A 22,944-nucleotide genomic window follows, 5' to 3' on the forward strand; every position below is an offset into this window, starting at 1 on the left:
AGGCTCGCCTGCAGGCAGGACAAGCCTCTGGCAGGCCGCTTGCGCTGCTTTGTAAGCGGCGCAAGCGACAGCGAATAAGCTCGATCCCGCCTAAATGACCCAGTGTATTTCACCGTCCTGGATCGCGCTCAACGTCCCACGGTGCTGGCGCGTGGGGCGACGTTTCAGGTCACCACGCGGTAGCACGGTACGTAGGGGCGGCCGCCGGGAAGTTTCATCCGATGCTGTACGACGAAGGCCTGCAGCAGTTCGTCGAGCGGCTTCATGATCGCCGCATCGCCATGGATTTCGTAGCGGCCATATTCCTCGATGCGCCGAATGCCCTTGTCCTTGACGTTGCCCGCCACGATCCCTGAAAACGCCCGGCGCAGGTTCGCCGCCAGTGCATGAGGCGGCACGTCGCGGGTCAGTTGCAGGTTGGCCATGTTTTCGTGGGTCGGATCGAACGGTCGCTGGAAGCCTTCTTCGATCCTGAGCAACCAGTTGAAGTGGAACGCGTCGTTGCGCTCGCGGCGGAACTGCTTGACCGCCTTCAGTCCCTCGACCATCTGGCGCGCGACCTCGGTCGGGTCGTCGATGACGATCTGGTAAAGCCGCTGCGCTTGCTCGCCCAGCGTCGCGCCGACGAACTCGCGCAACTGCTGCAGGTAGGGCGCCGCGCTTTCAGGGCCGGTAAGGATGACCGGGAAGGGCACGTCGCGGTTATCCGGGTGCAGAAGGATGCCCAGCAGGTAAAGAAATTCTTCCGCTGTGCCGACGCCGCCCGGGAAGATGATGATGCCGTGGCCCACGCGGACGAAGGCTTCCAGGCGTTTTTCGATATCCGGCAGGATCACCAGTTCGTTGACGATCGGGTTCGGCGCCTCGGCGGCGATGATGCCCGGTTCGGTCAGGCCCAGGTAGCGACCGGCGAGAATCCGTTGTTTGGCATGGGCGATGGTCGCGCCCTTCATCGGGCCTTTCATCACGCCCGGGCCGCAGCCGGTACAGACGTTCAGATTGCGCAGGCCCAGCTCATGGCCGACACGTTTGCTGTATTTGTATTCCTCGGTGCTGATCGAGTGCCCGCCCCAGCACACCACCATGTTCGGCTCGATGCCCGGACGCAGCGTGCGGGCGTTGCGCAGCAAGTGGAAGACGTAGTCGGTGATGCCCTGCGAGCTGCTCAGGTCGATGCGGGCGCTACCCAGTTCGCTCTCGGTGTAAACGATGTCCCGGAGCGCGCTGAAGAGCATTTCGCGGGTGCTGGCGATCATTTCGCCATCGACAAACGCATCGGCCGGAGCATTGAGCAGCTCCAGCCGTACGCCACGGTCCTGCTGATGGATGCGCACTTCGAAGTCGTCATAGGCTTCGAGGATGGTTTTCGCGTTGTCGATCCGCGCGCCGGTGTTGAGGATCGCCAGGGCGCACTGGCGGAACAGCGTGTAGGTACTGCCGGAGCTGGCTTCGCTGAGTTGTTGCACTTCCCGTTGGGACAGCGTTTCCAGGCTGCCCTTGGGGGTTACCGAGGCATTGATTACGTAGCGTGAAGTCATTCGTTCTTTTCCCTGAAAACAATGCTACCGAGCCAGGCAGGTCCAGGTGCATCAGGAGGTGATACGCCCAGGTCGGCCAGGGCGCATGATTGCAAGGGTCGGGCAGCGCGACGCCGCCGTTGGTCCGCCGTCGCAGCAGGGTGAGGTCGCCATCTTACCGCAGCCGTTGCAACGCACGGGCGGGGCTTCTTGACGCCGCGAACGCAGAAACGTTCCTCGGCCTCGCATAATCCTCGCTGCCATGATCTTCGACCGCGAACGGCCGCGATTATCCATCGCTCGAACGGTATTTGGCCGATGGCGTACCGGTGTCGTCAGTTGGCGCGACCGGACGGACGGTCTACAGCGCGAACGGGAGCACGCTGTGGCAATGCTGGCGAGCGCCGAGCAGGCGGCGGAACTCATCCGGGTCCTTGATCAGTACCGATTGGCCGGCAAAGTTGTGTGCCGCAATCAGGCGCGACAGCCAGAAGCGCACACAGGCGACGCGCAGCATGGGTTTCCACAGCTCGGCTTCGGCTGGAGTGAAACGGCGCAGGCTGGAATAGGCGGCAAGCAGCGCCTGGCTGCGATCTTCGTCGAGTTCGCTGTTGGGGTGCGAGCACCAGTCGTTTACCGAGATGGCAATGTCGTAGAGCATTGGCCCGGAGCAGGCGTTATAGAAGTCGATCACGCCGGTCAGGTGGCTGCCCTCGAACAGCACATTGTCGCGGAACAGGTCTGCGTGCAGATTGGCACGCGGCAGCGCGAGGATTTTCGGTTTCAGCTCGGCGATTTCCGCCAGACCGTCGCGCAGCAGGGGCAGGTGGTCGTCGGGTAGCGCCATGGCAAGGCTGGGGCCTTCGGCCTGCATCCAGTCGAGCCCGCGGTCGCTGCGGCGTTCGATGATCCGGTCGCGGGTCGCCAGGTGCAGTCGCGCCAGCAACCGGCCCACTTCGGCGCAGTGATGAGCGTTGGGCGCCGCGACGTGCTTGCCCGGCAGTCGTGGCTGCAACATCGCCGGCTTCTGCGCCAGCGTGCGTAGCGCCTCGCCGCGCTCGGTGCGCAGGGCGTAAGGCACCGGCAGACGTGCACGGTGCAGCACGTCGAGCAGCTCGATGAAAAACGGCAGGTCCTGCGTCGGCCCCCGTTCGACAAGGGTCAGGACGTACTCGCCCTGCTCCAGGCTGACGAAGAAATTGCTGTTCTCGCTGCCGGCGGCGATCCCCTCGAAGTCGCGCAGACGCCCGAGGCGGTAGGGCGCCAGAAAGGTCTCCAGCTCCTCGCGTTGAAGCGGCGTGAATACCGACATGAGTGCCTTCCGTTATGTCGTGGCTGGGTTACCAGCTGAAGATCTGCCAGGCCGGAATCAGCATATCGGGCTTGTCGGCGTGGATGAAGTTGTTGTCCCCATCGGCGCGCACCAGGAAGTACGGCTTGCCGGTCTTCGGGATGATTTTCACGGCGTAGAGGAAGCCGTTGACACGGTATTCCTCGACGGTCCGCTCGCCTTCCTGGCGGATGGTCACGTCGGGTTCGCCTTCTACCGATTCCTGGGCGTAACCGGTCAGCGGCACAAGCGCCAGGAGGCTGGCCAACATCAGAGGTTTGATCGCACGCATGATAACCTTGTCCCTTTGTCGTCAAGTGGTCCGATGCATTCTAGCCGCGGGCCCGCCGAAAAGGTTGATCCTGCTCATGAGCCAAGCGCCCCTCGTTCTGGTGGACGGTTCGTCCTACCTCTATCGCGCGTTCCACGCACTGCCTCCGCTGACCACCTCCACCGGCAAGCCTACCGGGGCGGTGAAAGGCGTGTTGAACATGCTGCTGGCGCTGCGCCGGCAGTACCCGGACAGCCCGTTCGCGGTGGTCTTCGATGCCAAGGGGCCGACCTTTCGCGACACCCTGTTCGCCGAATACAAGTCGCATCGCCCGCCCATGCCGGATGACCTGCGCAGCCAGGTCGAGCCGCTGCATGCCAGCGTGCGTGCGCTGGGCATGCCCCTGTTGTGTGTCGATGGCGTCGAGGCCGACGATGTGATCGGCACGCTGGCACGGCAATGCGCGGCGTTTGGGCGCGACGTGATCATCTCCACCGGCGACAAGGACATGGCGCAGTTGGTCTGCCCGCACGTCACGCTGGTCAACACCATGACCGGCAGCGTTTATGACATCGACGGCGTGAAGAACAAGTTCGGCGTCGGCCCCGAGCTGATCATCGATTTCCTGGCGTTGATGGGCGACAAGGTGGACAACATCCCGGGCGTGCCGGGCGTCGGTGAAAAAACCGCCTGCGGCCTGCTCAACGGCATAGCCGGTGGCCTCAAGGGCTTGTACGAGAACCTCGACAAAGTCTGCGAGCTGCCGATCCGTGGGGCCAAGTCGCTGGCCGTCAAGCTCGAGGAACACCGCGCGGCGGCGTTCATGTCCTATGAGCTGGCGACCATCAAGATCGACGTACCGCTGGATGTGCAGGTTGCCGACCTGATGCCGGGCGAGCCTCATCGCGAGGCACTGATTGCGCTTTACCGTGAGCTTGAATTCAAGAATTGGCTCGACGAGCTGCTGCGCGAAGCCAAGGCGGCGGGCGAGCACTGCGAGGTGCAGCCCGAAGGCTGCTCGATCCAGGCCGAGGCGCGTTACAGCACAGTACTCGAGCAGGCTGAATTCGACGGCTGGCTGGCGCGGTTGCAGGCCGCCGACTGCTTCGCCTTCGACACCGAGACCACCAGCCTCGATGCCCAGAAGGCGCAGCTGGTGGGCGTCTCGTTCGCCATCGAGGCGGGCGAGGCCGCGTACGTGCCGCTTTGCCACAGTTATATGGGCGTGCCGCAGCAGCTCGACCGCGACGCCGTGCTCGCCGCGCTCAAGCCGTTGCTGGAAGACCGGGGCAAGCTGAAGATCTGCCAGCACGGCAAGTACGACATGAACGTGCTGATGCATTACGGCGTGGAGATGCGCGGCATGTGTTACGACACCATGCTCGAATCCTATGTGCTCGACGCCACGGCCACCCGCCACGATATGGACAGCCTGGCGCTGAAATACCTCGGGCGGGGCACCATCCGTTTCGAGGATATCGCCGGCAAGGGGGCCAAGCAGCTGACCTTCGACCAGATCGCCATCGAACAGGCGGGGCCTTATGCCGCCGAGGATGCCGACGTCACCCTGCGCCTGCACCAGAACCTGCTGGCCAAGCTGCAGGCCACGCCGTCGCTGCTCAAGGTGCTGAACGAAATCGAGATGCCGCTGGTGCCCGTGCTCGCGCGCATCGAGCGCAATGGCGCGCTGGTCGACGCGCAACTGCTCGGCCAGCAGAGCGTCGAACTGGGCGGCAGACTGATGCAGCTCGAGCGCGAAGCGTTCGACATCGCCGGGGAGGAGTTCAACCTCGGCTCGCCCAAGCAGCTCTGCGCGATTCTCTATGACAAGCTTGGATGCCCGGTACTGTCGAAGACAGCGGGCGGCCAGCCGTCGACTGCCGAGAGCGTGCTGGCCGAGCTGGCAGAGCGGGATTATCCGCTGCCCAAGGTGATCATGCAGCACCGAAGCCTGAGCAAGCTCAAGGGCACCTACACCGACAAGCTGCCGCAGCAGATCAATCCGCGCACCGGACGCATCCACACCAGCTATCACCAAGCAGTGGCCGCGACCGGGCGGCTATCCTCCTCGGACCCGAACCTGCAGAACATCCCGATCCGCACCGCTGAAGGCCGACGCATTCGACAGGCCTTCATTGCGGCTCCGGGCTACAAGCTAATGGCCGCCGACTATTCGCAGATCGAGCTGCGCATCATGGCCCATCTGGCTCAGGACGCCGGATTGTTGCATGCCTTCCAGAATGACCTGGACGTGCACCGCGCCACTGCGGCCGAGGTATTCGGTGTGCCTCTGGAGCAGGTCAGCACCGACCAGCGTCGCAGCGCCAAGGCGATCAACTTCGGCTTGATCTACGGTATGAGCGCGTTCGGCCTGGCGAAACAGATCGACGTCGCCCGCGGTGAGGCGCAGGCCTACATCGACCGCTACTTCGCGCGCTATCCCGGTGTGCTTGCCTACATGGAGCGCACCCGTGCCCAGGCGGCCGAGCAGGGCTATGTCGAGACATTGTTCGGGCGCCGGCTGTATCTGCCCGAGATCAACTCGAAGAACGGCGCGATGCGCAAGGCCGCCGAGCGCACCGCGATCAACGCACCGATGCAAGGCACCGCCGCGGACATCATCAAGCGCGCCATGATCAGCGTCGATGACTGGCTCCAGCAAAGCGGACTGGATGCGCGGGTCATCCTGCAGGTGCACGACGAACTGGTGGTCGAGGTACGCGACGATCTGGTGGACGAGGTTCAGGCACGCATCTGCCCATTGATGAGCCAGGCTGCCGAGCTGGACGTTCCGCTGCTGGTCGAGGCAGGCGTCGGCAACAACTGGGACGAGGCGCATTAAGCCGTTCGGGACCGCGCAGGGCGCCCTTGTGACGCACATGGGACGGCGGCTGGGAGGCAATCGAAAATATTTTTCAGTTTCGACTGAACTCCGGGACCCGACAGGCGGTCTGAGGCTACGAAGGGTGTAAAAGCCCTTCGATGCTCCTTGTTGTGTTAAGTGTTGGCAGATCTCTGGACCTCGCCCTAGCGGTCCGGATTTGGACCTCGAACTTCCCCCTCCCCCAACGAAGTTCGAGGTTTTTTTTCGCCCCGAGAAAAGCCGCCGCCCATCGCGAGGCCGCGATCAGGGCAGTTGCAGACCGCCCCCGGCTTTGTGCAGGCCGCGCAGGTGGCTGCCGATTTGCGCCAGGTTGGCTTCCACGCTTTCCAGCTCATGGCGCCGCGCATCGCCCAGCAAGGAGCGGACTTCTTCGTTCAGCGTCTCGGTGAGTTGCATGAGCCGCGCCTGGCGCTGACTGCTCTCCTGCTCCAGACGCTGCCATTCGCGGGCCTGCGGCAGGCCGTAGCCGCGGCCATCGAGCAGCTCGGCCGGACGGCTGAGATAGCCGCTGTTGGCGAGGATGCCCTGCAGGGTTTCGTCGGCCTTGGCCAGGCTCGTGTCGCCGTTATCGCGACCGCTCAGGTAGCGCTTCTTGAGCTCCTCCTGAGCCAGCAGCAGGTGCCGGCGCAGGGCGGCCTGTTCGACCAGTAGCAGTGCCGCGCTGGCACGCAGGTCGGCCTGCGCTATCCATGGGCGGCGCTGCTCGGCTTCGAGCGCCAACCACTGCTCGACATCCGCCTGCGGCAGACCGAGGCGCTCGCGAAGCACGGCGAACATGGCCTGGTAGCGGTCCCGGTATGAATCGAAGCGATAACCCAGGCGCAGGGCCTCACGCGGATCGTCGAGCACGCTGGCGTCGGCCACGCCGCGATTGATCAGAATGTCCAGCAGGCCGCTGGGCAGGATGCTGTCGAGCGCGTTGAGTTCCGGTCGCGCGGTGCCGCTGCGCAGCAGCTTGAGGGTTTCCACGGCGCAGTTGTTGGACAGGAAGTAATAGTTCCCGTCGTAGCTCCAGTGCATCTCGGCGCTGCGTTCGACCAGCCTGTCGATCTCGTTGCGCTGCAGCTTGAGCGGGATCGAGGCGAGGCTGCGCAGCTCGACCTTGGTGTACTCGTCGATCACCTGAGCCAGCGGCAGGACGAACAGGCGTGACGGGTAGACGCCTGTCAGGCCGTCCCAGCTGGACAGCTGCACATCGCCAACGAAGGCGCGGAACGACAGCACCAGGTGATGATCCAGATCCAGCCGGCACTCGGGCCCGCGTGGCCGGCCCGGTGCGCAGATGACCAGGCGCAGCATGCTGTGTCCCCAGCGGCTGACCCAGGCGTCATTCGCCTCCGCGAACAGGTAGTCGACCTCGTAGACCCGCTGGGGATCGAGTTCGACCAGCGGCGTGCGGGCAAAGTCGTGACCGGCGTTGAGGATTGGCAGGCCGGCGACGCAATCGTCGACCTGCGCCGGTTGCCAGTCGAAATGCTCGCGCAGATAGCGGTGCAGCGTTGGACGCCGGCAGGCGTAGCTGGGGTCGAGCAGGAAATACTCGAGGTTCACCGCGACGAATTCCAGCGGGCTGGTCAGTTCGTAGGGGTCCGGGCTGCGCGCGGCCTGGGCATTGATGGATTCCCGTTCGCCGCGCCGTCCGACACGCTGCGGCCAGCCGGCCAGGTCCAGCAGGCGTGGGTCATCGCTCAAGGTGAAGCGGCGTTCGGTTTGCCCCCGGCACAGGTCCGGCAGCCCGACTGCGCCAAGGCTGGCGGCGCGCTGGCCGCAGAAGGCCCATTGCTGGCGGTCCTCGGTGGGCCAGAGTCGAGCGCGGTCGTAGAGGTGTCCGACTTCGTGGATCAGCGTGGCCAGGAGTTCACGGCGAACGCTGCCGTGCGGGCGATCGGTGCGTTGGGTGGCCGCCGAGCCATCGGTCAGCGCAGGCAGCAGGCGTCGGTTGAGCAACACGAGGTCGCCGCCCGCGCTGCCATAGACATCGTGTGTCAGGCCATCATGCCAGCGAACCCGGACGTTGCGGTCGAGCCGCTCGATGATCCGCGGCGGCAGCGCGGCCATGGCTTCGTCCAGCAACGCTTGGCTGGCAGCCTGCTCGGCCGGTTGCAGATCGCTGTGGTGCAGCGTCAGCCGCAGCTCGGCCTGACTCGAATTGGCGAGCGCGGTGAGCGCAAGGACTGCCCACCAGGCGCGTGGTGATCTCACTGCGCGAGGATGAGTTCAGCCAGTGCCAGGTCGCTGGCCTGACGCGTTTCTGGAAACGCGTCGCGCAGCCCGTTGAAGGCGGCTTCCAGCCGCGCGCCGCGGATTTCGCCAGCGCTGGCAACGAATCCGGCGGCATCGTCACGGGCTTCGCTGACGACCTTCATGTCGCTGATGCGACTGGTGACATCCGAGGTGAAGTTGATGCTTCGGTCCAGCGCATTGATCACGATGTTACTGGTGGCCACCAGGGTTTGTGCCTGGACGCCACCGGCGAGCAGGGCCAGTGCGAACGGCACGGCGAACAGCGTAGGTTTCATGAAGGTTCTCGTGAATACGGGTGGGCTATTGGACGAGGATCGCTTCGGCCAGTTCCCGGTCGCTTGCGGCCAGCTGCGGCTGATGTTCGCGCAGCCAGCGCAGTGCGGCTTCGAGTCGCGCGTTGCGGACCTCACCGTGGCTGGCCACGAAGCCGGCCGCATCGTCACGCGCATCGCGAATCACCTTGTTGTCGAAGGGCGCGCTCGTCACCTGGCTTGCGACATAACTGGAGGCGACGGTGCCGGCGAGCGTGGTGTCGAATGCTTGCGCGCTGCCACAGAAGCAGCAGCCAGCGAATACAAGGTAGAGCGAGCGCATGTGGATCCCGGTACGGAAAAACAGCCGCATAGGCTAGCGAAACGCTAGCCCGACGGCCAGTGCGGAGGCCGGGACGCAGCGTCGCGGTCAGAGCGCCAGTATGGCGCTGGCCAGCTCCAGGTCGCTGGCTTGCAGGGCGGGTGCCTGGCTGCGGATGTGCCCCAGCGCGGCTTCGAGCTGGGCGCCACGTGTTTCGCCGTTGCTGGCAACGAAGCGGGCCGCGTCGTCACGGGCGTCGAGTACCAGCTTGTCGTCACCAAGGTTGGAGGTGATGTCGGAGGTGCCTTCGACGGTGTTGACCAGCGAGGCGCCAATGGCGTCGATGGTCCCGGTGATGCTTCCGGCCGAGGCGGTACCTGCCACCAGGCAGGCAGCGGCGGCAATGGACAACAGATAGGTTTTCATAGGCTTCTCCAGGCTGAACGCGGCTTCCCGCCGACAGCCGCTTGGACCGCCCGACGGGTGACGCCGTTCAGCTTAGGCCGAGCGGCCTCGGCTGGGAAGCACGATTTCATCGCCAGAAGGGCTTGGCCAGCTCAGCCATGCGATCGCTGCGGCTGACGCCGATGTCCGACAATTGGTGATCGTCCAACGCTGCCAACTGGCGCCGCGTACGAACACGCTGACGCCACAGGCGCATCAGTTGGAATAACCGGCGCAGCGACAGCGTACCGGTACCGAGCGTGAGCGAGCGGGGCAGAACGCGCTCCATGTGCCTCTCCTTCCCGCGCGTTGGCGGGCATGGGTGATGGGCATATAGCGTCGCGCGCCGCGCTGTTGCGCAACAGTCACAGGGACTCTGGATTGTGCCGGTTCAGTTGCGAACGGTAGCCAACTGTACTGCTGCTCCATTGGCTGAACTGTTTGCCCGCTTTCGCTTGGCATCATGGCCCACGGCTAGGGACGCGGGTGTCAGGGTTTTGCGATCGAAGGGCTCAGCAGCCATTCGGCGCTGTCGTTCCACACGTCCATGCGGGTGATCTTGCCCGCGCGAACTTCAAAGCGATCCAGATAGCGATTTCCGGAAAAACTGCTGCCGTCGGGCCACTCCCCGTACAGGGTGCCGTTGGAATACACGACGGTGTAATCGTCATGCTCGGTCCAGTCGAACGGGCCCAGCTGTTTTTTCACCCAGCGATAGCGATTGGCGTTGAACGCGGTGATGTCCTGGGCGCTCGGCATCACGCGGCCACCCGTGAACGTGATGCGCACGTCGGGCGACATGAAGGTGGCGGCCTTGACGGGGTCGGGCGCCATGGATGCGTCCAGGAAATCGCTGACAATCTGGACGGCGTTGTTTTCGAATTTCATTCTCGATCCTCTGCGGGGATATCTCGGGTGGTTGCCAGCAATCGGTGCGCGAGCGCACGAAAAGCGTGCGCCCTTGCGACGATTGCCGCGCCAAATGGCGGGTTTTGCATGGCTTTCGCCTATGGCATCCACTTTGCTAGCAAAGATCGTACAAATGCTAGCTATCTGGAGTGTCGCCTTATGTCACAGCTATCCAAGCCCTTGCTTCGGCGGTGGTCCAAGGCCGTTGCGGCCGCCTTCGGGCTCTTTCTGCTCGCACCGGTTCACGCCGAGGAGCCCATCAAGATCGGGCTGGTTGCGGCCCTTTCCGGCCAGTCGGCCAAATCCGGCGAGGCGCTGACGCGCGGCCTGAACGTGGCCATCGACGAACTCAACGCGGCAGGCGGCATTCTCGGACGCCCCGTGGAGCTGGTACGTCGCGACGATGAGAGCAACCCCGCCAAAGGGATGCTGGCGGCGCGCGAACTGATCCAGCGGGAGAAGGTGGCCGTGCTGTTCGGTGGGCTGGATACGCCGGTATCGCTGGCCATCGTACCCCTGGCCAATCAACTCGAAGTCCCGTTCATGGGCGTCTGGGCCGCTGGCACGGGCATTACTCGCAATGGCGCCAAGGACAACTACGTCTTTCGGGTTTCGGCAGTCGACGAGTTGGTCGACGAGGCGCTGGTCGAATATGGCGTCAGCAAGCAGGGCATGCAGAAGCCGGGCATGATTCTGGTGAACAACCCCTGGGGTGAGTCCAACGAACTGGGCCTGCGCGCGGCGCTGGAAAAGCGCGGCATGCCGTACGCCGGGATCGAGCGGATCGAGGACAGCGATCTCGATGTCGTGCCCCAGCTGACCCGGCTGAAGAACGCTGGCGCGGATGCGCTGCTCATGGTCGGCAACGTCGGGCCATCGGCTCAGGTGGTCAAATCGCTCGACCGCATGAACTGGGACGTACCGGTGATCTCCCACTGGGGGCCGGCCGGCGGTCGCTTCAGCGAACTGGCGGGCCCCAACGCCAGCCGTGTGCATTTCATCCAGACCTATGTGTTCGGCGAGCAGAACAGCGGCAAGGGCGATGCGGTCATGGCGGCGCTGAAAAAGCGCTACCCCGAAATCAAGACGCTGGCAGACGTGACGCCCGCGGTGGGCATCGCCAATGCCTACGACGGCATGCACCTGGTCGCGAAGGCGATCGAGAACGCCGGCTCCGTGAAGGGCAGCGAGGTCCGTGAGGGTTTCTACGCCATCGAGCAGCACGACGGACTGATCAAGCAGTACAGCAAGCCGTTCACAGCCGATCAGCACGACGCCCTGGGACCGGAGGACTATTTGTTCACCCACTTCGTCGACGGCCAGATCGTCCCCCTGCAACCCTGACCGATGCAGCCGCTTCGGTGCTAGCGCGGCGGCTGCAAGGAGCTTTTCATGATCACCGCCGCCATTGTCACCGGGCTCGGGCTGGGCAGCATGTATGCCTTGCTGGCGCTGGGTTTCCACATGACCTACGTCGTCTCGCGGACCGTCAACTTCGCCCAGGGCAGCGCCATGATGGTCGGCGCGGTGCTGGGCTACAGCTTGCACATCACCTGGGGCTGGCCGTTGTGGCTGGCCATCCCGATGACGCTCGCACTGTGTGCCCTCTATGGGCTGGCGGTGGAGCGCTTTCTGGTCCGCCCCTTCCATTCGCGTGGATCGGAAGCCTGGCTGATGGCGACGGTGGCGGCGGGAATCCTCGTCGATAACCTGGCGATGTTCACCTTTGGCAAGGAGCCCAGGCAGTTCACCTCGGAGTTGGCGACGACCAGCGTGGCGCTGTTCGGCTCGAACATTTCGCTGCTGCAGATGCTGATCCCGCTGGTCGGGGCCGGCATCGCGCTGGCATTGCTGCTGGTGCGTCGCTATACGCGCCTGGGCAAGGTGCTGGAAGCCTGCGTGCAGAATCCGGTCGCGGCCCGCTTGATGGGCATCAGGGTCAACCGCGTGGTGGCGATTTCCTTCGCGGTGTCGGCGGTGTTCGCCGCGATTGCCGGACTGCTGATCGCTCCGTTGTTCAACGTCAGTGCCGAAATGGGCACCTTGTTCGGCCTCAAGGCGTTTGCCGTCGCCATCCTCGGCGGAATCGCCAGTGCCAGCGGGGTATTCGCTGCGGGGTTGCTGTTCGGCTTGGTGGAGGCGGTAGTGACGCTCTACTTCGGATCGGCCTTCACCCAGCTGTTCACCTTCGCGCTGGTCATCCTGGCGCTGGCGTTACGGCCCAACGGGCTGTTCGGCAGCAAGACACTGGTGAAAGTATGAAGACTTCGATTCTCGCCCCGGCAGGCATCGCCGTGCTGGCGGCCGCGAGCACGGCGCTCTCGCTGATGCTCGACAGCTATTCGTTACTGGTTTTCAGCTTCTTCGCGCTGACGGTGGTGGTCGGCGTCGGGCTCAACATCCTGATCGGCCTCAGCGGGCAGATATCCTTCGGCCATATCGCGTTCTACGCCATCGGCGCATATGCCTCGGCGCTGCTGACCATGGCCGGAGTGCCGCTGGCGTTGTCGATGTTCGCCGCTGCGCTGCTGTGCGGGGCGGTCGGCGCGCTGCTGGCGATTCCGGCGCTGCGGGTCAGTGGCCCCTACCTGGCGATGATCACCATCGCCTTCGCGCTGGTGGTGCACCATGGCCTGATCGAATGGCGCGGGCTGACGGGCGGCGCGAATGGTCTGATGGGTATTCCGATGCCGGAAATCGGCGCATTGGACCCGGCCGTCGTGATGGCACTGATCGCCAGCGCAATGATGGTCGGCGCGCTGATCTTCTATCAGCGCTTGCGACACAGTGGCTGGGGTACGGCGATGCGGGCGGTGAAGGCTTCCGAGATCGCGGCACGCTCGCTCGGCTTCAACCCGGTACAGACCAAGACCCTCGCCTTTGCGCTGTCGGCGTTCCTGACCGGGTTTGCCGGTGCGCTGGTGGCGCCGCTGATGATGTTCATCAACCCGGCCTCGTTTCCGTTTTCACAGTCGATCCTGTTCGTCCTGGCGGTGATCGTCGGCGGCGCCGGCACGCTGTTCGGGCCGCTGCTCGGCGCGCTGCTGATCGTCCTCTTGCCAGAGCTGCTGGCGGATTTCGCCGAATATCGGTTGCTGATGTTTTCCGCATTGCTGCTCGCGGTGCTCTGGGTCGCCCCGCGCGGCCTGCTCGGCAGCCTCGCCCGACTGTGGTTGCGTCCGGACAGGGTGCTGCCTCCCGCTGTCGCCAATCAGGCCCTGCTGGCCGGGTTTTTCGGCAATGCCCGGCAATCCGCCGGGCTTGAGGTCGAGAACATCAGCATCGGCTTTGGCGGTGTGCAGGCAGCGGACGGCGTCAGCTTCGAGGCGCCACCGGGTAGCATCACCAGCATCATCGGGCCCAACGGCGCTGGCAAAACCACGGTGCTCAACATGATCAGCGGGTTCTACGCGCCGGACAGCGGCAGCATTCGCCTCAACAACGAGGTCGCCGGTCTGCCCGCCTGGAAGATCGCCCGCGCGGGCATCTCGCGAACCTACCAGACGACCCAACTGTTCGGTGAACTGACGGTGCTGGAAAACGTTCTCGCCGGTCTGCAACAGGGCCGTCTGGGCAGCATCTTCCGACGCCCCGATGCACAGCAGCGAGAGCTGGCGCTTCACCTGCTGGCACTGGTGGGCTATCGCGGTTCGGTCAACACCCCGGCTGATGATCTGCCCCATGTCGACCGCCGTCTGGTGGAGATCGCTCGTGCGCTGGCGTCACGGCCCAACGTGCTGCTGCTGGACGAACCGGCTGCCGGCCTCGGTCGTGCCGATACCGACAGCCTCGCCGCATTGTTCAAGGTGCTTGCCGGCTTCGACATCGCGGTGATTCTGGTCGAGCATGACATGGCGCTGGTGATGGCGGTCTCCGAGCGGATTCTGGTGCTCGATGCCGGGAAGCCGATTGCCTGGGGCCTGCCCGAGGAGGTCCGGGCCAATCCGCGGGTGGTCGCCGCGTACCTGGGCGGCACGCGCTACCAGGCGCCACCGCGCGACGAGCCCTGGGCCGGTTCACGCGACGCACGCTTGTACATCAACGATCTGGTGGTGGATTACGGAGCTGCGCCGGTGGTCGAAGGCATCAGCCTGGTCGTCAATCCCGGCGAGCTGATCGCCATTCTCGGGGCGAACGGCGCCGGCAAATCGAGCATTCTCAAATGCCTGGCCGGTCTTCATCCGGCCACCTCTGGCAGCATCGTGCTGGACAACCGGAACATCGAACGCGAGGACGCCAGCACTATCGCGACCCGTGGCCTGGCGCTGGTGCCGGAAGGACGGCAGGTGTTCGCGCAGCTCAGCGTACGGGACAATCTTTTGCTGGGCGGCTATTCGCGCATCGAGGCGTTCGACGCCGAGGCGGAAATCGAGGCCATCCTCAGGCGCTTTCCGCGGTTACGCGATCGCATCGACAGTCCGGCGGGGCTTCTCTCCGGCGGGGAACAACAGATGGTGGCCGTGGGCCGGGGGTTGATGGCCAAACCGAAGATTCTGCTGCTCGACGAGCCGTCTCTCGGCCTCTCGCCCGCGATGATCGGCGAGCTGTACGACGCCTTGGCGGGTCTGCGCGACGAGGGGGTGACCTTGCTGCTGGTCGACCAGATGGCCAATCTCGCCTTGCAGGTTGCCGACCGCGCCTATGTGCTGGAAACCGGTCGTATCGTCAAATCCGGCACGGCCGAACAACTGCGGGGCGACCGCGACCTGGAAGCCGCCTATCTGGGCCAAGGAGCCGCCGCATGAACGCCTTGCACCTTCTCAATGCGCGGCGCAGCGGTACCGAGCCGTTGAGCGAACTGCTGATCGAGCGGGGGCATTTCGTCAGCCGATTCAGTCCCGGCAGTTCGCCACAGGTGCTGGACCTGGGTGGGCGCCTGGTCTTGCCCGGGCTGGTTGAAACCCATATTCATCTGGACAAGGCGTGCATCCTGGAACGCTGCCAACTGGCCGAGGGCACGCTCGCCGAAGCCATCGCCCAGACGCGGATTGCCAAGGCCTCGTTCACCGAGGCGGACGTCTATGCGCGCGGCGCGCAGGTCGTGGAGAAGGCGATCATGCAGGGCACCACTCACATGCGCACGCATGTCGAGATCGACCCGCAGATCGGCCTCGCAGGTTTTAACGCCATCGAGCGACTGAAGTACGATTACGCATGGGCCATTACGCTCGAGATCTGCGTGTTTCCTCAGGAGGGCATGCTCGACAGCCCCGGCACGGAGTCGCTGCTGTGCCAGGCGCTGGAAAAAGGCGCTGAAGTGCTCGGCGGATGCCCCTATACCGACAGCGATCCCGAGGCGCAGATACGTCGCCTGTTCGAGCTGGCGGTGCGCTATGACCGCGACCTGGATTTTCATCTGGATTTCGATCTCAATCCCGAGGGCATGACCCTTGGCGAAGTGATTCGCTGCACCGAACTGCATGGCTGGCAGGGCCGGGTTGCGGTGGGCCATGTGACCAAACTTTCCGCGCTGCCGCTGGGGCATCTCGAGGAAGTGGCGCAGGCGCTGGCGCAGGCGGGCGTGAGCGTGACCGCATTGCCCTCCACCGATCTCTTTCTGACTGCGCGCGACCGGTTCCATGACAAGCCCCGTGGTGTCGCACCGCTGGCGCAACTGCATCGCTGCGGTGTTACCTGCTCATTGTCGACCAACAACATCGGCAACCCGTTCACCCCCTACGGCGACGCCTCGCTGGTGCGGCAGGCCAACCTCTTCGCCAATGTCACGCAACTGGCGACCGAGGCGGAGCTGCTCGATTGCCTCGGCTGGGTCTCCAGTCAATCGGCGCGCCTGTTACGTCTGGCCGATTACGGACTGGAACCGGGCTGTCGGGCTGACTTCATCGTCTTCGACGCGCCCTCGCCAGCGGCTGTCATTGCACAGATCAGCCCGCCACTGATGGGGTTCAAGGCGGGCCGGCAGACCTTCGAGCGCGCGTTGCCGCAGCTCCTGGCTCCACGCTAGCGCGGTATCGCAGTGGCCGATGCGTGGCTCAGCATTTCGATCGGACGGACCACCAGATCCTGGCTCAGGTATTCCATGCGCTGCGCATGGAAGTGCTGCATATGGGGCAGCGCCATGTGCACGGCCAGGTCTTCGGCACTCGTCCACACCTCGAAGAAGATAAACAGGTTCGGGTCCTGTTGATCGCGCAGCATGTGGTACTCGATGCAGCCAGGCTCGGCTCGGCTGGGTTCGACGTAGGCGCGAAACATCGCTTCGAATGCCTCGGCTTTTCCCGGTCGGGTGTGGGCGTGGAGAATGAATCCGCACGTGTCTGGCATGGCGTCGCTCCCGGTTGATGAATGGCAACGCTAACGCAACACAGCGCCAGAGATTGCTGAGCTTGAGTCAAAGGTCATTTGCGCGTGGAACGGGTTTCCAGCCGTATGGCGTCCGCTTAAGCTGCCGCCATCAAACATGACTCGGGTTCTTTCATGAAAAAAGTACTACTGCTCAACGGTGGGAAGAATTTCGCCCACTCCGAAGGTCGCTACAACGCCACCCTGCATCAGGCCGCACTCGCCTTCCTCGACCGCGCGGGCTTCGATGTCAAAGTCACCGAAATCGACCAGGGCTACGACCTGGCTGAGGAAGTCGCCAAATACCTTTGGGCCGATGTGATCGTCTATCAGATGCCGGGCTGGTGGATGGGCGCGCCCTGGACGGTCAAGCGCTACGTCGACGAAGTGTTCACCGAAGGTCACGGCAGTCTTTATGCCAACGACGGGCGGACCCGCTCGGACGCCTCGCAGAAGTACGGCAGCGGCGGACTGCTGCAGGGCAAGCAGTACATGATCTCAGCGACCTGGAACGCGCCGCAGCAAGCATTCGACGATCCGTCGGACTTCTTTGCCGGTCGTGGTGTGGATGCCGTCTACTTCCCGTTCCACAAGGCCAACGAATTCCTCGGCATGAGCGCCTTGCCGACCTTTCTCTGTGTCGATGTGATGAAGCGCCCCGCCATCGAGGCGGACGTCGCGCGGTACGAGCGGCACCTGGCGCAGGTGTTCGGTCTCCCGGCCTGAGTCAGAGGGCCCCGAGTATCTGGCGGAGGTCCACCTCGGGCTCGGCAAGCGCTTCGAGCGCGAGCTGAGCCTCCAGCTCATCCAGGTGTTCGATCATCACCCGCACCGCTGTCTGGCGGTCGCCTCGCTCCAGCGCGCCGATGATCTGCTCATGCTCGTCGGAGGCGCAGGCCGGATGGTCGTTGCGCTGGTAGAGCGCGACGATCAGCGAGCTGCGCACCATCAGGTTGCCGAGCATCTCAGCGAGCACTGCGTTGCCGCTGATTTCGCCGAGCATCAGATGAAATTCGCTGAGTTCGCGCACGATATCCCGGCGGTCGCTGGCGTTGGTAGCCTTGCGCTCGCTGCGCATATGGGCCGCCGTGCGCTGGCGGTGCAGGCGCATGACATCAGGGGTGATGCTTTCGACGATGGCGCGCTCGATAGCACGTCGCGCGGCGAAGACATCCCGCGCCTCCTTGGCACTTGGTTGCGCCACCAGCGCGCCCCGGTTCGGTTCGATGGTGACGATGCGCTGCATGGCCAGACGCTGCAACGCACTTTGCACATGGTTGCGATTGGCGTTGAGTGCGTCGACGATCTGGGCTTCGATCAGGCGCGTGCCGGGGTGCAAGCGGTGCTGGGCGATGGCCCGCGACAGCGCATCGACGATACGCTGGACTTCGATCTGTTTGCTGGTAACGGTCCTCGACCCCATAGTTCCTGCGACTCCGTCATGGCGACCTGCGAGCGATGAGCGCTAGCAATCCTGCATTATCGGCACTTGCCCCGCGCGATCAACCACGTCAGAACGCCGCAGCCTCATCCGCTCGCTCACTGTCCGAGACTGTTGCCCTGCCCGCGGGGGTCGTGCATCGCAAAGCGGCGGCCGTCGGTTTCGATGGCAATCGCGCCCGCCTGCCCGGTAAACGGGCTGAGCGCAGGGATGATCTCGATCTCATGTCCCATGGTTTTGAGCGTCTCGATCACCTCGGGCTCGATGTCCGCTTCCAGTTTCAGGTTGTCGGTGCTGTCGAAGAAGCTGCGCCCGAGCAGGAAGCGCGGCGTGCGCAGGGCCTGCTCGATCGGACGCTCGAAGTCGACCAGTTGCGTGGCCAGCACCATCTGCGTCTGCGGCTGGCCATCACCGCCCTGGGTGCCGAAGAACAGGCGTCGACCATCGTCGGCCAGGTAGCAGGAGGGGTTGAGCGTGTGTGCTGGACGCTTGCCGGGCGCCCAGGCGTTGGGATGCTCGGGGTTGGCGCTGAAGCCTGCGGCGCGGTTCTGCCAGAGCACGCCGGTGTCGCCCAGGATGCAGCCGGAGCCGAAGTCGTGGAACAGGCTCTGGATCAGGCAGGCGGTACGGCCTTCGGCGTCGGTGGCCGCCATCCAGACGGTGTCGGCCGGGCGCCCTGGCTCCGCCCAGGGCGCGGCATGCTGGGCATCGATGCGCTCGGCGTAACCCGCGACACTGGCGTTCGAAAGGCCGGCGGCATAGTCCCAGCCGCTGGCGCGCGGATCGTGCAACTCGCTGTTGCGGCGCAACAGTCCTTGTTTGATCGCCTCGACGAGGAAGTGGTAATAGCGGGCGCTGCCACTGCCGCTCTCGGCGATGGGCGTGTGTTGCAGGGCCGCCATGGCTTGCAGCGTGTACAGGCCCTGGCAGGGCGGTGCGACATTGAACAGACGACCCTGGCGGTAACGCACGGAGATCGGCTTGACTTGCTCGGCGCGCGTGACGGCCAGATCGTCCAGCGTCAAGCCACAATCGAGCCGGTTGAACGCTTCGGCAAAGGCCCGCGCCAACTCGCCTTGATAGAAGTCCTGCACGCCGTGGCGGGCCAGCTGGCGCAAGGTGTCGGCCAGTTGCGGCTGGCGCAGCCGGTCGCCCTGCTGCAACCAGCGGCCGTCGGCCTTGCACAGCCGAAGAAGGTCGGGCAGGCCTTCGATCAGATCCTTTCGCTGCTCCTGCCAGAACAGTTGCGAGGCGGAGATTTCCACCCCTTGCTGGGCGGTCTCGGCGGCGTCGCCGAGCAGATCGGACCAGCCCAGGCGTGACCCCCATTCGTCGCGGCTGATGGCGTGCGCGATCTGCCAACTGGCCAGTGCGCCCGCGGTGGTCGCGACCGCGCCGGGTCCGCGCAAATCGATCCTGCCTCCGGCCGGGAGCCGGCACCCCGCCTGGCCGATCCCCACAATGGTGCGCACGCGGCGGTCATGGATCATCCAGAGTGCATCACCACCCAGGCCGGTCATGTGCGGATAGACGGCGGCGAGCATGGCACTGGCGGCGAGCATCGCATCGATAGCGCTGCCGCCAGCATCGAGCATTCGCATGCCCGCGGCCGTGGCAGTGGGGTGAGGGGTGCAAATGACGCCGCGGCGGGATTCGGCCAACATGGCGGTGTCTCCTTGATTGCTAGCTATTCGTTTTCAGGTTGCTAACGTACAAGGCAATAACCGTTCCGCATCGGACGCCAGTGCGCTTCGACGCGGCCCGACGCGTCGACCGGCAAAACAAAACCCCTCGCGGCGATGCCGGGAGGGGTTTCGGATGACGCGGCGCCGTGCTTATTCCACGGCCTTGACCATGTCCTCGACGACCTTCTTGGCATCGCCGAAGACCATCATGGTCTTGTCCATGTAGAACAGCTCGTTATCGAGCCCCGCATAGCCGCTGGCCATGGAGCGCTTGTTGACGATGACCGTCTTGGCCTTGTACGCCTCGAGGATCGGCATGCCGGCGATGGGCGACTTCGGATCGTTCTTCGCCGCTGGGTTGACCACGTCGTTGGCGCCCAGCACCAGCACCACGTCGGCCTGGCCGAACTCGGAGTTGATGTCGTCCATCTCGAAGACCTGCTCGTAAGGCACTTCGGCTTCGGCCAGCAACACGTTCATGTGGCCGGGCATGCGACCAGCGACCGGGTGGATCGCGTACTTCACGGTCACGCCCATATGGGTCAGCTTCTCGGCCAGTTCCATCAGCGCGTGCTGCGCGCGGGCCACCGCCAGGCCGTAGCCGGGGACGATGATCACGGTGTCGGCGTTCGACAGCAGGAATGCCGCGTCATCGCTGGAACCCGATTTGACCGGACGCTGCTCCTGGCTGCCCTTGGCAGGGCCGGCATCGGCGTCACCACCGAAGCCGCCAAGGATCACGTTGAAGAACGAGCGGTTCATCGCCTTGCACATGATGTAGGAGAGGATCGCGCCGCTCGAACCGACCAGGGAGCCGGCGATGATCAGCATCGAGTTGTTCAGCGAAAAGCCGATACCGGCTGCCGCCCAGCCCGAGTAGCTGTTGAGCATCGAGACCACCACCGGCATGTCGGCGCCGCCGATGGGGATGATGATCAGCACGCCGATCACGAAGGCCAGCGCCACCAGCAGCATGAACGCGGTGAAGTTGCCGCTGAAGGTGTAGATCAGGCCCAGCACCAGGATCGCCACGCCAACGGCGAGGTTGATCTTGTGCTGGTTGGCGAACACCACTGGCGCGCCCTGGAACAGGCGGAACTTGTACTTGCCAGACAGCTTGCCGAAGGCGATCACCGAGCCGGAGAAGGTGATGGCGCCGATCGCCGCACCGAGGAACAGCTCCAGGCGGTTACCGGCCGGAATCGGATAGCCGATGGCCTGGACGATACCCAGCGATTGCGGCTCGAGCACCGCGGCGATGGCGATGAACACCGCGGCCAGGCCGATCATGCTGTGCATGAAGGCAACCAGCTCGGGCATTTTGGTCATCTCGACGCGCTTGGCCATCAGCGTGCCGATGCTGCCGCCGATCAGCAGGCCGAGGACGATAAAGCCCAGGCCGCTCCAGGGGCTGGCGCTCTCGGCCAGCTGTGAGCCGAGCTTGAACACGAGGAACACCGTGGTGACCACGGCGATGCCCATGCCGATCATGCCAAACAGGTTGCCACGGCGTGAGGTGGTGGGGTGCGACAGGCCTTTCAAGGCCTGGATGAAACTCACCGAAGCGATGAGGTAGAGCAGGGTGATCAGGTTCATGCTCATGGCTTGGACTCCGCCTTGGCGCTGCCGGCAACGGGCGCGCGCTCCTTCTTCTTGAACATTTCCAGCATGCGGCGGGTGACCAGGAAGCCACCGAAAACATTGACCGCAGCCAGGGTCACGGCCAGGGTGCCCATCAGCTTGCCCATCGGAGTGACGGTCAGGGCGGCGGCGAGCATGGCGCCGACGATGACGATTGCCGAAATCGCGTTGGTGACCGCCATCAGCGGCGTGTGCAGCGCGGGGGTGACGTTCCAGACCACGTGGTAGCCGACGTAGATCGCCAGCACGAAGATGATCAGGTTGTAGATGCCGTCAGAAATCAGGTCCATTGCAAGGCTCCCTTAACCGTTGGTGCGCACGATCTGGCCGTCACGGCACATCAGGCACGCGGCGACGATGTCGTCTTCGAGATTGAGCTGGAACCGGGCGTCGCCATCGATCACCAGCTTGAGGAAGTCCAGCAGGTTGCGCGCGTACAGCGCCGAGGCATCCGCCGGCACGAGGGTCGCCAGGTTGGTGTAGCCGACCAGCGTCACCCCATGCTTGACCACCACCTGATCGGCTTCGGTCAACGGGCAGTTGCCGCCCTGGGACGCGGCGAGGTCGATCACCACCGAGCCGGGTTTCATCTGCTGCACGGTCTCTTCCTGCAACAGCGTCGGTGCCTTGCGGCCCGGGATCAGCGCGGTGGTGATGATGATGTCGGCCTGCTTGGCGCGCTCATGCACAGCCTGAGCCTGACGGGTCATCCAGGACGCCGGCATCGGTCGCGCATAGCCGCCGACACCTTCTGCGCACTCACGCTCCTCGTCGGTCTCGAATGGCACGTCGACGAACTTGGCGCCCAGCGATTCGATCTGCTCCTTCACCGCCGGACGCACGTCCGAGGCCTCGATCACCGCGCCCAGGCGCTTGGCCGTGGCAATCGCCTGCAAGCCGGCGACGCCCGCGCCGAGGATCAGCACCCGTGCGGCTTTCACCGTGCCGGCGGCGGTCATCAGCATCGGCATGAAGCGCGGATACTGATTGGCGGCGACCATCACCGCCTTGTAGCCGGCGATGTTGGCCTGCGACGACAGCACGTCCAGGCTCTGCGCGCGCGAGGTGCGCGGCGCCGCTTCCAGGGCGAATGCGGTGATGCCGCGTGCGGCCATGCGCGCGATGTTGTCGTTGTCGAAGGGATTGAGCATGCCGATCAGCACCGTGCCTGGCTGCATCTGCGCCAGTTCGGTTTCGCTCGGTGCGCTCACCTTCAGCAGGATCTCTGCTGCGAACGCCGCAGCGGCATCGGCGATGGTAGCGCCTGCCGCCTCATAGGCACTGTCCGGGACGCTGGCCTGTACGCCAGCCCCGCTCTGCACCGTGACCCGATGCCCTTGGCCGATCAGCTTCTTGACGGTTTCCGGTGTTGCGGCAACGCGCGTTTCACCGGGCCTGGTTTCGAGAGGAACACCAATATGCATTGTTCTTGTTCTCCTGCTTGATCGTAACCAGCGATCTCGGCACGGTAGGCCGTCCCTCGGACCGCTGGTGGTCCTGTTCGCCCGACCACTGCGAATGGCGGTCGAGTGTTTGTATCGGCTACGGGCCCCCGCACTGCTGGTTTGAGCCTGCTGCGGCGCGGCATTCTGCAAGCGCCGAGAAAATCAAACAACTGTTTTAATCGGAACCCGAAGGCGCCTCTGCGTTCACTTCGTGACTGTTAGGTTGCTAGGTATCGCTGCAGGCTGCGCCGGTATTG

The 22,944-nt window shown here is 64.4% G+C and carries 21 protein-coding genes; 6 read left to right on the forward strand and 15 right to left on the reverse strand.

The window, feature by feature from the left end; genetic code table 11:
• Positions 1-164: 164 nt before the first annotated feature.
• The 3 genes from ppnN to GQA94_RS04055 all read right to left on the reverse strand — a co-directional run bounded on the left by ppnN (position 165) and on the right by GQA94_RS04055 (position 3,139).
• Positions 165-1,538 carry a nucleotide 5'-monophosphate nucleosidase PpnN gene (gene ppnN, locus GQA94_RS04045; protein WP_158186862.1) on the reverse strand — a complete coding sequence of 458 codons (1,374 nt, stop codon included), beginning with the start codon at positions 1,536-1,538 and terminating at the stop codon, positions 165-167.
• A 340-nt stretch (positions 1,539-1,878) separates the two neighbouring features.
• On the reverse strand, positions 1,879-2,829 hold the full coding sequence (locus GQA94_RS04050) for a homoserine kinase (RefSeq protein ID WP_158186863.1): 951 nt from the start codon (positions 2,827-2,829) through the stop codon (positions 1,879-1,881).
• Positions 2,830-2,857: 28 nt separating this feature from the next.
• Positions 2,858-3,139 carry a DUF2782 domain-containing protein gene (locus GQA94_RS04055; protein ID WP_158186864.1) on the reverse strand — a complete coding sequence of 94 codons (282 nt, stop codon included), beginning with the start codon at positions 3,137-3,139 and terminating at the stop codon, positions 2,858-2,860.
• 76 nt (positions 3,140-3,215) lie between these two features.
• Here GQA94_RS04055 and polA point away from each other — a divergent pair, with 76 nt between their 5' ends.
• Positions 3,216-5,960, forward strand: coding sequence for a DNA polymerase I (polA, locus tag GQA94_RS04060; RefSeq protein WP_158186865.1), 2,745 nt, complete (start codon positions 3,216-3,218; stop codon positions 5,958-5,960).
• A 285-nt stretch (positions 5,961-6,245) separates the two neighbouring features.
• Here the strand turns inward: polA and GQA94_RS04065 are convergent, their stop codons facing one another.
• From GQA94_RS04065 to GQA94_RS04090, 6 genes are all read right to left on the reverse strand, one after another.
• A complete protein-coding gene (locus tag GQA94_RS04065; protein WP_158186866.1) occupies positions 6,246-8,204 on the reverse strand; it encodes a DUF4105 domain-containing protein in 1,959 nt (652 codons plus the stop codon).
• Positions 8,201-8,521, reverse strand: a complete 321-nt coding sequence (locus tag GQA94_RS04070; RefSeq protein WP_158186867.1) for a DUF2388 domain-containing protein — start codon at positions 8,519-8,521, stop codon at positions 8,201-8,203. Before GQA94_RS04070 ends, GQA94_RS04065 begins: the two co-directional genes overlap by 4 nt.
• Positions 8,522-8,546: 25 nt before the next feature.
• The gene (locus GQA94_RS04075; protein WP_158186868.1) at positions 8,547-8,840 is read right to left on the reverse strand and encodes a DUF2388 domain-containing protein; all 294 of its coding nucleotides are present in this window, start codon (positions 8,838-8,840) and stop codon (positions 8,547-8,549) included.
• Between the two features lie 87 nt (positions 8,841-8,927).
• Positions 8,928-9,245 (reverse strand): DUF2388 domain-containing protein, encoded by a 318-nt coding sequence (locus GQA94_RS04080; protein ID WP_158186869.1) that lies wholly within the window; start codon positions 9,243-9,245, stop codon positions 8,928-8,930.
• Positions 9,246-9,351: 106 nt separating this feature from the next.
• The gene (locus GQA94_RS04085) at positions 9,352-9,552 is read right to left on the reverse strand and encodes a DUF1127 domain-containing protein (protein ID WP_158186870.1); all 201 of its coding nucleotides are present in this window, start codon (positions 9,550-9,552) and stop codon (positions 9,352-9,354) included.
• A gap of 200 nt (positions 9,553-9,752) precedes the next feature.
• The gene (locus GQA94_RS04090) at positions 9,753-10,151 is read right to left on the reverse strand and encodes a nuclear transport factor 2 family protein (RefSeq protein ID WP_158186871.1); all 399 of its coding nucleotides are present in this window, start codon (positions 10,149-10,151) and stop codon (positions 9,753-9,755) included.
• Positions 10,152-10,331: 180 nt separating this feature from the next.
• Here GQA94_RS04090 and GQA94_RS04095 point away from each other — a divergent pair, with 180 nt between their 5' ends.
• The 4 genes from GQA94_RS04095 to GQA94_RS04110 are packed head-to-tail and all read left to right on the forward strand — an operon-like array spanning position 10,332 to position 16,137.
• Complete coding sequence (locus GQA94_RS04095; protein ID WP_158186872.1) at positions 10,332-11,516, forward strand: ABC transporter substrate-binding protein; 1,185 nt, start codon at positions 10,332-10,334, stop codon at positions 11,514-11,516.
• 48 nt (positions 11,517-11,564) lie between these two features.
• Positions 11,565-12,434, forward strand: coding sequence for a branched-chain amino acid ABC transporter permease (locus tag GQA94_RS04100; RefSeq protein ID WP_158186873.1), 870 nt, complete (start codon positions 11,565-11,567; stop codon positions 12,432-12,434).
• The gene (locus GQA94_RS04105) at positions 12,431-14,917 is read left to right on the forward strand and encodes a branched-chain amino acid ABC transporter ATP-binding protein/permease (protein ID WP_158186874.1); all 2,487 of its coding nucleotides are present in this window, start codon (positions 12,431-12,433) and stop codon (positions 14,915-14,917) included. Before GQA94_RS04100 ends, GQA94_RS04105 begins: the two co-directional genes overlap by 4 nt.
• On the forward strand, positions 14,914-16,137 hold the full coding sequence (locus GQA94_RS04110; protein ID WP_158186875.1) for an amidohydrolase family protein: 1,224 nt from the start codon (positions 14,914-14,916) through the stop codon (positions 16,135-16,137). The genes GQA94_RS04105 and GQA94_RS04110 overlap by 4 nt, the downstream gene beginning before the upstream one ends.
• Here GQA94_RS04110 and GQA94_RS04115 read toward each other — a convergent pair.
• Complete coding sequence (locus tag GQA94_RS04115; RefSeq protein WP_158186876.1) at positions 16,134-16,457, reverse strand: putative quinol monooxygenase; 324 nt, start codon at positions 16,455-16,457, stop codon at positions 16,134-16,136. The genes GQA94_RS04110 and GQA94_RS04115 overlap by 4 nt on opposite strands.
• A gap of 153 nt (positions 16,458-16,610) precedes the next feature.
• Here GQA94_RS04115 and GQA94_RS04120 point away from each other — a divergent pair, with 153 nt between their 5' ends.
• On the forward strand, positions 16,611-17,201 hold the full coding sequence (locus tag GQA94_RS04120; protein WP_158186877.1) for an NAD(P)H-dependent oxidoreductase: 591 nt from the start codon (positions 16,611-16,613) through the stop codon (positions 17,199-17,201).
• Position 17,202: 1 nt separating this feature from the next.
• Here GQA94_RS04120 and GQA94_RS04125 read toward each other — a convergent pair whose 3' ends face one another.
• The 5 genes from GQA94_RS04125 to GQA94_RS04145 all read right to left on the reverse strand — a co-directional run bounded on the left by GQA94_RS04125 (position 17,203) and on the right by GQA94_RS04145 (position 22,666).
• Entirely contained in the window at positions 17,203-17,898 is a 696-nt protein-coding gene (locus GQA94_RS04125) for a GntR family transcriptional regulator (protein ID WP_158186878.1), read from the reverse strand.
• Positions 17,899-18,014: 116 nt separating this feature from the next.
• A complete protein-coding gene (locus tag GQA94_RS04130; RefSeq protein WP_158186879.1) occupies positions 18,015-19,580 on the reverse strand; it encodes a gamma-glutamyltransferase family protein in 1,566 nt (521 codons plus the stop codon).
• A 171-nt stretch (positions 19,581-19,751) separates the two neighbouring features.
• A complete protein-coding gene (locus tag GQA94_RS04135) occupies positions 19,752-21,203 on the reverse strand; it encodes an NAD(P)(+) transhydrogenase (Re/Si-specific) subunit beta (RefSeq protein ID WP_158186880.1) in 1,452 nt (483 codons plus the stop codon).
• Positions 21,200-21,532, reverse strand: coding sequence for an NAD(P) transhydrogenase subunit alpha (locus GQA94_RS04140; RefSeq protein ID WP_158186881.1), 333 nt, complete (start codon positions 21,530-21,532; stop codon positions 21,200-21,202). The genes GQA94_RS04135 and GQA94_RS04140 overlap by 4 nt, the downstream gene beginning before the upstream one ends.
• Positions 21,533-21,544: 12 nt before the next feature.
• Positions 21,545-22,666 carry a Re/Si-specific NAD(P)(+) transhydrogenase subunit alpha gene (locus GQA94_RS04145; RefSeq protein ID WP_158186882.1) on the reverse strand — a complete coding sequence of 374 codons (1,122 nt, stop codon included), beginning with the start codon at positions 22,664-22,666 and terminating at the stop codon, positions 21,545-21,547.
• Between the last annotated feature and the right edge of the window lie 278 nt (positions 22,667-22,944).

The organism is Stutzerimonas stutzeri, from assembly GCF_009789555.1.
In the GTDB taxonomy this organism is placed as follows: Bacteria; Pseudomonadota; Gammaproteobacteria; order Pseudomonadales; family Pseudomonadaceae; genus Stutzerimonas; species Stutzerimonas stutzeri_R.

What these genes read in the sequence shown, in the direction of transcription:
- GQA94_RS04130 (WP_158186879.1), bottom strand. Translation starts at nt 19,580, where the DNA reads ATGTTGGCCGAATCCCGCCGCGGCGTCATTTGCACCCCTCACCCCACT.
- GQA94_RS04125 (WP_158186878.1), bottom strand. Translation starts at nt 17,898, where the DNA reads ATGGGGTCGAGGACCGTTACCAGCAAACAGATCGAAGTCCAGCGTATC.
- GQA94_RS04075 (WP_158186868.1), bottom strand. Translation starts at nt 8,840, where the DNA reads ATGCGCTCGCTCTACCTTGTATTCGCTGGCTGCTGCTTCTGTGGCAGC.
- GQA94_RS04115 (WP_158186876.1), bottom strand. Translation starts at nt 16,457, where the DNA reads ATGCCAGACACGTGCGGATTCATTCTCCACGCCCACACCCGACCGGGA.
- GQA94_RS04140 (WP_158186881.1), bottom strand. Translation starts at nt 21,532, where the DNA reads ATGGACCTGATTTCTGACGGCATCTACAACCTGATCATCTTCGTGCTG.
- GQA94_RS04080 (WP_158186869.1), bottom strand. Translation starts at nt 9,245, where the DNA reads ATGAAAACCTATCTGTTGTCCATTGCCGCCGCTGCCTGCCTGGTGGCA.
- GQA94_RS04055 (WP_158186864.1), bottom strand. Translation starts at nt 3,139, where the DNA reads ATGCGTGCGATCAAACCTCTGATGTTGGCCAGCCTCCTGGCGCTTGTG.
- GQA94_RS04100 (WP_158186873.1), top strand. Translation starts at nt 11,565, where the DNA reads ATGATCACCGCCGCCATTGTCACCGGGCTCGGGCTGGGCAGCATGTAT.
- polA (WP_158186865.1), top strand. Translation starts at nt 3,216, where the DNA reads ATGAGCCAAGCGCCCCTCGTTCTGGTGGACGGTTCGTCCTACCTCTAT.
- GQA94_RS04110 (WP_158186875.1), top strand. Translation starts at nt 14,914, where the DNA reads ATGAACGCCTTGCACCTTCTCAATGCGCGGCGCAGCGGTACCGAGCCG.
- GQA94_RS04135 (WP_158186880.1), bottom strand. Translation starts at nt 21,203, where the DNA reads ATGAGCATGAACCTGATCACCCTGCTCTACCTCATCGCTTCGGTGAGT.
- GQA94_RS04090 (WP_158186871.1), bottom strand. Translation starts at nt 10,151, where the DNA reads ATGAAATTCGAAAACAACGCCGTCCAGATTGTCAGCGATTTCCTGGAC.
- GQA94_RS04120 (WP_158186877.1), top strand. Translation starts at nt 16,611, where the DNA reads ATGAAAAAAGTACTACTGCTCAACGGTGGGAAGAATTTCGCCCACTCC.
- GQA94_RS04085 (WP_158186870.1), bottom strand. Translation starts at nt 9,552, where the DNA reads ATGGAGCGCGTTCTGCCCCGCTCGCTCACGCTCGGTACCGGTACGCTG.
- ppnN (WP_158186862.1), bottom strand. Translation starts at nt 1,538, where the DNA reads ATGACTTCACGCTACGTAATCAATGCCTCGGTAACCCCCAAGGGCAGC.
- GQA94_RS04095 (WP_158186872.1), top strand. Translation starts at nt 10,332, where the DNA reads ATGTCACAGCTATCCAAGCCCTTGCTTCGGCGGTGGTCCAAGGCCGTT.
- GQA94_RS04105 (WP_158186874.1), top strand. Translation starts at nt 12,431, where the DNA reads ATGAAGACTTCGATTCTCGCCCCGGCAGGCATCGCCGTGCTGGCGGCC.
- GQA94_RS04070 (WP_158186867.1), bottom strand. Translation starts at nt 8,521, where the DNA reads ATGAAACCTACGCTGTTCGCCGTGCCGTTCGCACTGGCCCTGCTCGCC.
- GQA94_RS04145 (WP_158186882.1), bottom strand. Translation starts at nt 22,666, where the DNA reads ATGCATATTGGTGTTCCTCTCGAAACCAGGCCCGGTGAAACGCGCGTT.
- GQA94_RS04050 (WP_158186863.1), bottom strand. Translation starts at nt 2,829, where the DNA reads ATGTCGGTATTCACGCCGCTTCAACGCGAGGAGCTGGAGACCTTTCTG.